Raw genomic sequence first — 10702 nt, 5'->3', positions numbered from 1 at the left:
CACCTCGACCCTCTGGAACGCGGAGCGTCCCTTGAGGCATTCCCACGCAGAGCGTGGGAACGATCATGGGAAGAATCCAATAATTAGAAAGGTGTCGATATGCGTCTATTGAAATCCGTGGTCCCGGTCGCGCTGGCGGCATTGTTCAGCGCCGTTGCGCACGCTCAACCAACAGTCAGCGTCTACAACTGGACCGATTACATCGGCGAAACCACCCTCGCCGACTTCCAGGCCAACACCGGGATCAAGGTGATCTACGACGTCTTCGATTCCAACGAAACCCTGGAGGGAAAACTGCTCGCCGGCCGCACCGGCTACGACGTGGTGGTGCCCTCCAACCACTTCCTCGCCCGTCAGGTGAAAGCCGGTGCATTCCTGAAACTGGACCGCGAGCAACTGCCAAACTTCAAGAATCTCGACCCAAAACTGTTGGCGCTGCTGGAAAAGAACGACCCGCAAAACGCGCACTCGGTCCCGTACCTGTGGGGCACCAACGGCATCGGCTATAACGTCGACAAGGTCAAGCAAGTGCTGGGCGTCGATCACATCGATTCCTGGGCCGTGCTGTTCGAACCGGAAAACATCAAGAAACTCAGCCAGTGCGGCGTGTCGATGATGGACTCGGCCGATGAAGTGTTCCCGGCGATGCTCAATTACATGGGCATGGACCCGCGCAGCGAAAACCCCGAAGACTTCAAAAAGGCCGAAGCCAAGCTGTTGGCCATCCGCCCTTACATCACCTACTTCCACTCCTCCAAGTATGTATCGGACCTGGCCAATGGCGACATTTGCGTAGCGTTCGGCTACTCGGGCGACGTGTTCCAGGCCGCCAACCGCGCCAAGGAAGCCAAGAACGGCGTGAACATCGCCTACGCCATTCCCAAGGAAGGCAGCAACCTGTGGTTCGACTTGCTGGCCGTGCCTGCCGACGCGAGTAATCCAAAGGAAGCCTACGCGTTCATCAACTACCTGCTGGACCCACAAGTGATTGCCAAGGTCAGCGCTTCGGTGGGTTATGCCAACCCGAACCCGCCCGCCAAGGAATTCATGGACGCGGAGCTGGTGAACAATCCTGAGGTTTACCCGCCGCAGGCTGTCCTCGACAAACTCTACATTTCGACCACCCCGCCCCAGGCGATCATGCGTTTGATGACCCGTTCCTGGAGCAAAGTGAAGTCCAACAAATGACTCAATACAGCAACGAACACACGAACTCCTACTATGCCGCGTCGGCTAACGGCCTGACGCCGCGCCCCACGCTGACCTCGGACCTGGTGGCCGATGTCTGCGTGATCGGCGGCGGCTTCACCGGCATCAACACGGCCATCGAACTGGCGCAGCGCGGGCTCTCGGTGATTGTGCTGGAGGCCCGGCGGATTGGCTGGGGGGCCAGCGGACGCAACGGTGGTCAGTTGATTCGCGGCATTGGCCACGACGTCAGCGGGTTTGCCAAGCATGTCGGTGCCGAAGGTGTGCGCTATCTGCAACGTGCCGGGATGGAATCGGTGCAAGTGGTGGGCAACCGGATCCGCGAACACGGCATCGATTGCGACCTGCGCTGGGGCTTCTGCGAACTGGCCAACACTCCGTCGCAGTTCGCCGGGCTGAAGGCCGAACACGCGCAACTGACCGAGTCGGGTTACGCCCATGAAACGCGCCTGTTCGAACCCGGGGAGATCCGCGCGCATGTGGTGAACTCCGGCGTGTATGCCGGAGGTCTGGTGGACATGGGCTCGGGGCACTTGCACCCGCTGAACCTGGTCCTCGGCGAAGCGAACGTCGCGCAATCCCTGGGCGTGCAGATCTTCGAGCAGAGCCCGGTGCTGGAGTTGATCCATGGCAGCACCGTGCAAGTACGCTGTGCCGGGGGCACGGTACGCGCCGGCAGTCTGGTACTGGCCTGCAACGCGCATCTGGAGGAACTTGAACCCAAGCTCAGCGGCAAGGTGCTCCCGGCAGGCAGTTACATCATTGCTACCGAGCCTCTGACTGAAGAAGGTGCAGCGCAACTGATCCCGCATAACGTCGCGTTATGCGACCAAAAGGTCGGCCTGGATTACTATCGACTCTCGGCTGACCGGCGCTTGCTGTTCGGCGGTGCCTGCCATTACTCCGGGCGCGATCCGGTGGACATCGCCGCCTACATGCGTCCGCAGATGCTCAAGGTGTTCCCGCAATTGGCGAAGGTGCGTATCGACTACCAATGGGGCGGCATGATCGGCATCTCCGCCAATCGCTTCCCTCAGGTCGGTCGCTTGAGCCAGCACCCGAACGTGTTCTACGCCCAGGGCTACTCCGGCCATGGACTGAACGTCACCCACTGGTGCGCCAAACTGTTGGGCGAAGCCATTCACGCCGGACACAGCAAAGGCTTCGACGTGTTCAGCGCCGTGCCGCACATGACGTTCCCCGGCGGCCGCGCTTTACGCTCGCCACTGCTAGCGCTGGGTATGCTTTGGTATCGGATGCGGGAAATGCTCGGTTAGCGCTGCTTTTCCCACTGGTCATGACTCATCGCCAAACGAAAGCCTAGATGAGACATGGAGTTCATGGGGTCCGCGCCCTGCCGGGCACTGGTTCGAAAGCTCGTGCAGTAACTGTCGCTACACAGAAAAGAGCCACCTCGGATCACGCGCTGTGGTGCATTGGCGGTCACCCCGAGCTCGGGGTCATAGCTGTCGGATGGACCGACCGGGTTCACTGTCACCGCACCGGCCTGCTGCTGCCCGACTCTGAACGCATCGGCACGATACCAATCGGCGACCCACTGCCAAACGTTCCCGGACATGTCGTAGAGCCCGTAGGCGTTAGCGCTGTAACTGCCTACCGGTTTGGTGCCGATCTTGAATTTATTACTGGCCCCGGTCACGGGAAACGGTTGTACCTCATCCCAAGTGTTGGCCATCTTTTCTCCATTGGGTGTGAAATCATTCCCCCACGCATAGGTCGCTTGTTCCAGCCCGCCTCTAGCGGCGTACTCCCATTCAGCCTCAGTCAGCAGGCGTTTATGTGCCCACGTTGCATAGGCCTGCGCATCTTCAAGTGAAATCTGCACAACGGGATGGGTTTCCTTGCCCTCAATTGAACTGTCAGGGCCCAACGGGTGGCGCCAGTCAGCCCYGGGGACAAATGCCCACCACTGACTGAAATCATTCAGGGCGACCGGCCTGTCGGTGCCCGCGAAAACCAGTGCACCGGGCACCATGACACTGTCGTCGGGCTCAGGTGTCCCAGGCGGTAGCTGGACTTTCAGATCGTCCCATTCGGGTTTGCGTTCGGCAGTAGTGACGTAGTGGGTTTCGGCAATGAAACGGGCGAAATCGGCATTGGTGACGTCGTGGCGGTCAATCCAATAGCCGTCGAGTCGAACCTTGTGGGCCGGTCTCTCGTTAGGTCGCGCCTGCTTATGATCGCTGCCCATCAAAAATTCACCCGCAGGCAGCCAGACCATACCCACGGGGCCATTTTCCCCATCACCGAGTGTCAAAGGCGACGGACCGCGAATCTGCTGGTACGCAGCAAAAGCCAAGCCGGCGGACACTATCCCGGCCACGATTATGGCAATGCCCACGCGATGCTTTCTGATAAGCATTGGCGCTCTCCCTGGRTTCTGCTGGTTCAATCCTGCTTGGCCTTCGCCTCCATTGCCGCCTGTAACTTCTTGATGTCCTCGGGTGACAAGTGCGGGCGATCGACCTTGATCGTCAGCTGGTTCAGTTTGGCTGTCAGTGGGAACGGTGGCTGGTAATCCGCATCGTTCACGCCGGTCAACGTGTCGGAGCCGATGTCGAACGACTCGTCCCACTGCAGGATCATCGGCAGCGTGCGCTCCATGCGCTGTGTGGCGACCACCTTGTCGTCCACCTTGAGCGTGCCGGTGCCGGGTTGGGCCAGGCCGCTGAAGTCGTTGAACTCGAGCGTGCCCACACCCACCCCGTCGTACTTGAAGTCAAACTCCAGCGTGTGCCGGCCCGGCGCTAGTGCCTCAGTGCCTTCCCACTTCAGGCGTTGCAGGTCGATCAGGTTCCACAAGAACACTGGCTTACCCTTGAGCAGGTAAAAACCATACCCGGCGAACCGTCCGCCAGACGTAAGTATCATGCCCTCGGCGCCACCCTGCGGTACTTCAATATCGGCGGAAATAGTGTAGGAGGTGTTTAACAACAGTGGCGAGTCACCCTGCGGCAATCCAGTCATCGGCCGGGTATAAACGAACTCCTTACGCCCTGCGGTGATGTTCGGCCGCGGTGCAATAATGCGCGCTGCCACCGAGGCATCCAGCGGAAACACCTGGTACTTCTTCGCCTCGGCGATGAACGCCTGCTTCATCGCCTTGACCTTCTCCGGATCCTTGGCCGCGAGGTCGTCAGTCTGGTTGAAGTCGGTGTTCAGGTTGAAGAGCTCAAGCACCTGATTGTTCAAGGGATCCGCATTGGCCGGGCCGAAGGCTTCCCACGGCGCACGATTGACCTTCGTGCTGAGAAACCAGCCGTCCTGGTACAGGGCCCACTGGCCCATCATTTCGAAGTACTGCGTGGTGTGCTGAGAAGGCGCCTTGGCATTCTTCGCATCGAAGGTGTAGGCAAAGCTTGTCCCTTCGATCGGTTTCTGCGCAATGCCATCCACCGTGTCGGGCGCACGGATGCCGGCCGCTTCAAGGATCGTCGGCACYACGTCGATCACATGCACGAACTGCTCGCGCAGGCTGCCCTTGTCTTTGATCCGCGCCGGCCACGACACCACCATGTTCTGATTGATGCCGCCGAGCTGCGAGGCGTTTTGCTTGAACCAGGAAAACGGTGTGTCGAAGGTCCAGGACCAGCCGGCCGACATGTGGTTGTAGGTTTTATCGGTGCCCCACACGTCGTAGAACTTCATCTGTTCCGCGACCGGCACACTGACGCCGTTGAAAAACGCGACTTCGTTGGGTGTGCCAAGTGGTCCGCCCTCGGCACTGGTGCCATTGTCGCCGTTGATATAGATGATCAACGTATTGTCGAGCTTGCCCAGATCCTCGACCGCCTGGACAACGCGACCGATCTCGCTGTCGCTATAGGCGGCATAGGCGGCGAAGACCTCTACCTGACGGATATAGAGCTTCTGCTCCTCGGCCGTCAGTTGGTCCCACTCCTTCAGCACCTCTTTCGGCCACGGTGGCAACTGCGCATCTTTCGGGACCACTCCCAAACGCTTCTGGTTTTCGAAGATGCGCTCGCGCACTTTGTTCCAACCCTCGTCGAAGAGTTTCATCTGACTGATCTTGTCCACCCACTCCTTCGTCGGGTGGTGTGGCGCGTGCGTGGCGCCGGGCGCGTATTTGATGAAAAACGGCTTGTTGGGGTCTATCTGATGGATGCGCGTCATCCAGTCTATGGCGTCATCGGCCATTGCCGTGACCAGGTTCCAGGTGCCTGGCGCCTGACCCAGGAACGGATAGATCTGGGTCGTATTGCGGAACAGGTTGGGCTCCCATTGATTGGAATCGCCGCCGACGAAGCCATAGAAGTACTCAAAGCCCATGCCGGTTGGCCATTGATCGAAAGGCCCGACCTGGCTGGCAGCGAAGACTGGTGTGTTGTGGTCCTTGCCGAACCAGGACGTGGAGTAGCCGTTGTCGAGCAGGATGCGCCCGATCGTCGCCTTGTCCCGGTCGATGACGCTGTTGTAGCCCGGGAAGCCGGTCGACTGTTCCGAGATCACACCAAAGCCCGCCGAATGGTGATTGCGACCGGTGATCAGCGCAGCCCGGGTCGGTGAGCACAGCGCCGTGGAGAACACACGGTTGTAACGCAGCCCTTGCTGGGCGATGCGGTCCATCGTCGGCGTAGGAATGACGCCACCGAAGGTGCTGGGCACACCGAAGCCGGCGTCGTCGGTGATGATCAGTAGCACGTTGGGTGCCCCTTTCGGCGGAACCACGCGTGGCGCCCACCACGGTTGGGAATGCAGGGCATCGTCCTTGATGACTCCGCCAAATTTCGGATCGGGGGGTGGCAGTTGGGCACCGCTGATACTGATGGTGGCACTGGGTGACCCTAGCGTGCCGGTCACTTGCTCGGCAAACACGGGTACCGATACCAGGAAGGCGCCGGCAATCGCAACGGGAAGGAAAGCGAACAGCTTGAAGGGGCGCATGGCTCTTGGCTCCATTCGTAACTGCTTGAGTTCGATGGGCACGCTCAGAACTGCGGGGCGTAGGTTGATGGCGCACTAGCTAGTAAAGCTTAGTTGGGGAACCCGCATCGCTAACGGGGCTTGGATCCGGTCAGACGAATGGGCCTGGGCGCAGCAAGTGAATCCCGTTAGCGCCGGTGATTTGTCATGAATTGAAAAGCGATTGTCGTCCAATGCATGGTCGGCCCACACGTTTGCGCGTAGAACACGTCACCTGCAACAGCAATGCCACATTGCCATGCTGCCGATTTTCATGCCCCACATTCTAATAATAATCCGAATAAGGATCGCGTTTTATGCGTGTGAACTTGCCCGTCACCGAGCATGAAAGAGTATTTCCCGCCGAACAACGATTGATATCCATAACCGACCTGGATAGCCGAATCACTTACTGCAATGACGCGTTTGTTGCCATCAGCGGTTTCCCTTCCGACGAATTAGTCGGCCAGCCCCATAACATTATTCGCCACCCCGACATGCCACCCGGGGTATTCATTCATATGTGGCACACCATCAAGCAAGGTAAACCCTGGCTGGGTATTGTGAAAAATCGCTCGAAAAATGGTGATTTCTATTGGGTCAGTGCCTACGTCACGCCCATCTATGAAAACGGACGCATGAGTGGTTACGAGTCGGTTCGCTCGGTGCCCACCCGCGACCAGGTCCGTCGGGCAGCAGCGCTCTATGCAAGGATGCGGGCCGGCAAGCCGATCGTTGCACTGAGCGCAAAGATTTTCCGTCCACTTCAACACGCTTGGCCACTACTGATGGCCGGCGGGGCTTCACTGCTGGGCGATCTGTGGTTACCAAAAACCGCAGCTGATGGGGTGCTGGTGGCGAGCCTGGGCATTGCCTGGTACCTGATCGAGTCCCGACATCGCCGGGCTATCGAGCGCACCCTCGCCGAGCATCCGAAAGCGTTTTCCGACCCGTTGGTAGCGCTCACGTTCAGCGACAACCACGGGCCTCAGGGGCGGCTGGATATGGCCATGCTCAGTGAGGAAGCTCGCTTGCAGACAGCCTTGAGCCGGCTTGTCGATGCGGGGGTCAATGTAAAAGCCAAGGCGGCACAGTCTTCCGAGCTTTCCGGTTCGCAAGCGCAGTCGCTTGACCGCCAGCGCARTGAAACGGATCAGTCTGCCGCTGCCATCGCGCAGATGGCGGCAACGAATCAAGAGGTGACTCAAAACGTAATCACTACTGCGCATGCTGCGTCCGAAGCTGACCAGTTGACCAGAGAAGGCAGTGAACTGGCCCGGCAAAGTCTGCACGCCATGGCAGCCATGAATGAGGCCGTCAACGAAATCGGCCGGGCGGTCAACGCACTGGCGAGCGAGACGCAATCCATCGGCAGCATCGTGGATGTCATCACGTCGATTGCCGAACAGACCAACCTGCTGGCGCTCAATGCGRCGATCGAGGCGGCCCGGGCAGGCGAGCAAGGCCGAGGTTTTGCCGTGGTGGCCGACGAGGTGCGTTCCCTGGCACAACGCACCCGCACCTCCACCGAGCAGATCCACGGCATCATCGCGTCACTCAATAGCGGTGCCGATCGCGCAGTATCAACCGCCAGTAAGGGTGAGCAGATTTCCCACGACAGCATGCAGCGTGTCGAGGCGGTGCAGTCGGCTCTGGTTGGCATCAGCCAGGCCGTCAGCCGGATTACCGCCATGAGCCAGCAAATGGCGTCGGCTTCAGAGGAGCAAAGTTACGTGACTGAAGATATCAATCAACAGATCACGCGAATTGCCCAGTTGTGTGATCACACTGCCGGACAGGCTAAGCAAGGCGCCGCGATCAGCCAGGATCTTGAAGAAATGGCCGAGTATCTGCACAGCCTGGCTGAGCGTTTTAACCGGTAGCCATTAACGCCTGGTGACGACCTATAGGGATGTGGGTCAGCAACCTGCAGGGACAATCAGCGAACTCGCCAGCAACGCCTGCAACCCCATCGGCTTGGAAAAATAGTAACCCTGGGCCTGTCCAGCGCCCATTTCGCGCAGCAAGTCCAGTGTCGCTTGATCCTCGACGCCTTCAGCCACCACACTCAGGTCCAGCGATTCGGCCATCCGCACAATGGCCCTGACGATGGCGCGACTGCGAAGGCTGGTGGTCAGTTCGAGGATGAACGACTTGTCGATCTTCAAGCCGCTGAAACGGTATTGATGCACATAGCTCAGGGATGAAAACCCTGCACCAAAGTCATCGAGCACCACCGACATGCCGTTATCGGCCAGTTGCTGCATGGTCCGCCGGGCCATCGCTGGTTCCGCCACCAGCGCACCTTCGGTCAACTCCAGGCAGATTCGCGACGGCGCGACCCCATGCCGTTCCAACAGCGCAAGCACATCACTGGCGAAGTCCGGGCGCGTCATGCTGTAGCTGGAGCAATTGACGTGCACCGCAGGCCAATTGGCATACTGGGTCTGCGCGAGGATCGTTGCAACGCTGGTGAGCATGTACAAGTCCAGTCGACCGATCAGGCGCAAACCCTCGACATCCGGCAAAAACTCGCCCGGCGCGATCACCCGACCGCCCGGCTGATGCCAGCGGATCAACGCTTCAAGGGCCAACAGTTCACCGGTTTCGATGCTGACAATCGGCTGGAAATACGGCAGCAATTCGTCAGTCCGCTTGAGTGCATTGCGCAAGGCCCCTTCCCGCTCCACCTGGTCCGAGACTTCACGACGCACTTCCTGGTTGAACACCGCATAGCTGTCGCGCCCGGCACTCTTGACCCGGTACATTGCCGCATCGGCATCGCGCAGCAAGTCGGCGGGCTCGTGATGGAACTGACTGTCGGCGCTGACGATACCGATACTGCAGGACGAAAAAACTTCATGGCCATTGATGAAAAACGGCAGGTCAAAGGCCACCAGGATTCGTTCGGCGATTTCGATCAGCACGTCAAGCGGCGCCTCGGGCGCCAGCACCGCAAATTCATCACCCCCCAGGCGCGCCAGCATGTCGGAGTCGCGCAGACAACCACGTAAACGGTGGGCGGCCTGCATCAACAGCAGGTCACCAAAGTGGTGGCCAAGGCTGTCGTTGACCATCTTGAAACGGTCGAGGTCGATGAACATCACCGCCAGGTGCCCGCCTTCGCTGCCGAACTGCGACCAGGCCTGGCTGAGGCGCTGTTGCAGGTAGGTGCGATTGGGTAGCCCGGTCAGCGCATCGTGGGAGTTTTCATGTTGCAACTTTGCATTGGCGTGATCGAGCTCGCGGGTGCGGTTCTGCACCCGCGCTTCCAGCTTGAGGTTGGCGATATGAATCGCTTCGGCGGCCGTGCGGCGCGACAACGCGGTGTCGATATGCCGCGACACGAACGTCAGCAGTTCCTGATCTCGCAGGCTATACCGCACCTGCGAGGTATAACTTTGCACCGCCAGCACGCCACGCACCACATCGCCATCGAACAATGGAATGCCCAGCCAGGAGTAGGATCGGACAGACTCATTGGCCAGTTCGATTTCACCGTGCGCCGCCAATCGTTCCGCCTCCCCGACGTCAATCAGACAAGGCCGACGCTGACCGATAACATACTCAGTCAAGCCCTGGCACCCACGCCGTGCCGGCGGGCAGGTCGTCTGCCGCTCATCAACGTAATACGGAAAAGTCACTTCACTGGTCGCGTCGTCGAACAGTGCGATGTAGAAGTTCTTCGCGAACAGCAGATCACCGACGATGCCATGCAAGGTTTGAAACAACTCAGCCATGTCGCCAGGCTGGCTCGACAGCTCGGCAATCTGGAACAGCGCGCTCTGCAAATGTTCGGCGCGCTCCCGTTCTGCCACTTCCTGGCGCAATGCATCGTTGAGTGCCGAGAGTTCCAGGGTGCGACGCATCACCGTCTCTTCCAGGTCCTCGCGGTGCAGAATCCGGTCCAGCGCCATGGCCACGTGGCGAGCCACCACCAGGAACAGAGCGCGATCTTCAGCGCTGTAGGTACGAGAAACGTCGTAGACCTGCATGGCAAGCATGCCAAATACCTCGTCCGAGGCATTTTTCAACGGTGCGCCCATCCAGAACTCGGGACGATCACCCACGCAGTAGAAACGGTCCTCGGCCTGAGCGGCGAGGATGCCGGCGGCGTCGATCAGCAAAGGTTGGCCTGTGGTCAACACCTGACCGGTCAACGACAGGTGCGAAGGGTCGAGGAACTCGTAATGCTGGGACTCAACGGCATCAACGTCGATGATGTCGACGTAATACGGGTAGTCAATCTTGCCACTGCGCGGGTCATACAGCGCGAGGTAGAAGTTCTCGGCGTCGATCAGGCTGGCCAGCAGCTGGTGAACCCCCACCAGAAATACCGACCGGTCGCGGGTCGAACTGGCCAGGTAGGTAATTTCATACAACACACGCTGGGTAATTTGCGCACGGGCAAGGGTATTGGTCTGTAGTTGAATGCCCAGGCGCTGGGCAAACTCGGCGAGCGCCGGCTCCGCGGCATCATTGACTGGCGCAAGTAGCCAACCCAGCTCACTTTCGCCTCTGCCGGTGGGCCAGCGGTGCAAGCGCGAGC

6 protein-coding genes and 1 pseudogene are annotated in these 10702 nt (G+C 59.5%); 4 read left to right on the top strand and 3 right to left on the bottom strand.

Annotation, left to right across the window (positions count from 1 at the left end; all coding sequences use genetic code 11):
* Positions 1-99: 99 nt before the first annotated feature.
* On the top strand, positions 100-1188 hold the full coding sequence (locus AC1DSG_RS21730; RefSeq protein WP_477792721.1) for a polyamine ABC transporter substrate-binding protein: 1089 nt from the start codon (positions 100-102) through the stop codon (positions 1186-1188).
* Positions 1185-2486: an NAD(P)/FAD-dependent oxidoreductase gene (locus tag AC1DSG_RS21725; protein ID WP_477792720.1), complete on the top strand. Its 1302-nt coding sequence runs from the start codon at positions 1185-1187 to the stop codon at positions 2484-2486. The genes AC1DSG_RS21730 and AC1DSG_RS21725 overlap by 4 nt, the downstream gene beginning before the upstream one ends.
* On the opposite strand, the gene AC1DSG_RS21720 is transcribed toward AC1DSG_RS21725, so the two are convergent.
* Entirely contained in the window at positions 2483-3592 is a 1110-nt protein-coding gene (locus tag AC1DSG_RS21720; RefSeq protein WP_477792719.1) for a formylglycine-generating enzyme family protein, read from the bottom strand. The two genes, AC1DSG_RS21725 and AC1DSG_RS21720, sit on opposite strands and share 4 nt — an antisense overlap.
* A 26-nt stretch (positions 3593-3618) precedes the next feature.
* Positions 3619-6135 carry an arylsulfatase gene (locus AC1DSG_RS21715; protein ID WP_477792718.1) on the bottom strand — a complete coding sequence of 839 codons (2517 nt, stop codon included), beginning with the start codon at positions 6133-6135 and terminating at the stop codon, positions 3619-3621.
* 335 nt (positions 6136-6470) lie between these two features.
* Between AC1DSG_RS21715 and AC1DSG_RS21710 the strand changes: the two are divergent.
* Positions 6471-6776, top strand: a pseudogene (locus tag AC1DSG_RS21710) (PAS domain-containing protein); the annotation flags it as partial.
* Between the two features lie 15 nt (positions 6777-6791).
* The gene (locus tag AC1DSG_RS21705; RefSeq protein ID WP_477792722.1) at positions 6792-8036 is read left to right on the top strand and encodes a methyl-accepting chemotaxis protein; all 1245 of its coding nucleotides are present in this window, start codon (positions 6792-6794) and stop codon (positions 8034-8036) included.
* Between the two features lie 36 nt (positions 8037-8072).
* Here the strand turns inward: AC1DSG_RS21705 and AC1DSG_RS21700 are convergent.
* Positions 8073-10702: bifunctional diguanylate cyclase/phosphodiesterase (locus AC1DSG_RS21700; RefSeq protein WP_477792717.1), on the bottom strand; the 2630-nt coding region annotated here is incomplete at its 5' end.

This window comes from Pseudomonas sp. P5_A12, from assembly GCF_056400685.1.
This window is presented reverse-complemented; position numbering and strand designations above follow the sequence as displayed.